Raw genomic sequence first — 663 nt, 5'->3', positions numbered from 1 at the left:
TTTCCACCTCCAGACGTGTTGTGGCTGCTTTTAAAGCTTTTTCTGTTTGCTTTTGTTGCTCTGCTTTTTTCCCAAGATTAAAAGCTCTTGCTAAAATCATAAAAAAAGCGGCTAAAGCCGCGCCTGTTAGCATCAGATTTCTTTTCATCCATAAGATCATAGACGATGCTCCTGAAAGCGTTTAGCAACAAAGAAAATACCAGCACATGCGGCTAAAACCATAATGGTTGCCAAAGCCCATTGGATGGGTCCATTGCCTGCTAACAAACCACCAAGCCCAGAAAAAGAACCAATAATCGGTGCAAGTGCTTCTGCTTTGAAAACCCCCGTTGATGCTTGCGTTTCTACTGTTTGATAATTGGAGGAAACATAAGCCCCTTTTGCCCATAAGCCTGTTTCTGCCGCACGCCGGTGTGCGAGACCTTCAAGACGCTTTCCGCCTGCTTTGGTCCATTTCTGTAGCTCGGCAGGGACAGCTTCATATTCACCTTGATTGAGCTTTTTTAACAGTGTCGAGTTACAAAAGGCTCCTGTTCCTACATTATAGCAAAACGACACTAACGCCGCGAATTGTTCATCTGTTAATGAAACTGTAACAGCGCGTTCAACGACATTTTCAAATTGTCTTAAGTCTTGGCAAAGAAGTTCTTCTGCTTGCTTTTC

The 663-nt window shown here is 43.6% G+C and carries 1 protein-coding gene; it reads right to left on the bottom strand.

All coding sequences use genetic code 11. From position 1 onward, the window contains the following. Window positions 1–156: 156 nt before the first annotated feature. The coding region (locus tag ACFIMA_RS09885; protein WP_375693469.1) for a lysozyme at window positions 157–663 on the bottom strand (507 nt) is incomplete at its 5' end.

The organism is Bartonella sp. AP88HLJMH, assembly GCF_042195605.1.
Taxonomy (GTDB): Bacteria; Pseudomonadota; Alphaproteobacteria; order Rhizobiales; family Rhizobiaceae; genus Bartonella.
This window is presented reverse-complemented; position numbering and strand designations above follow the sequence as displayed.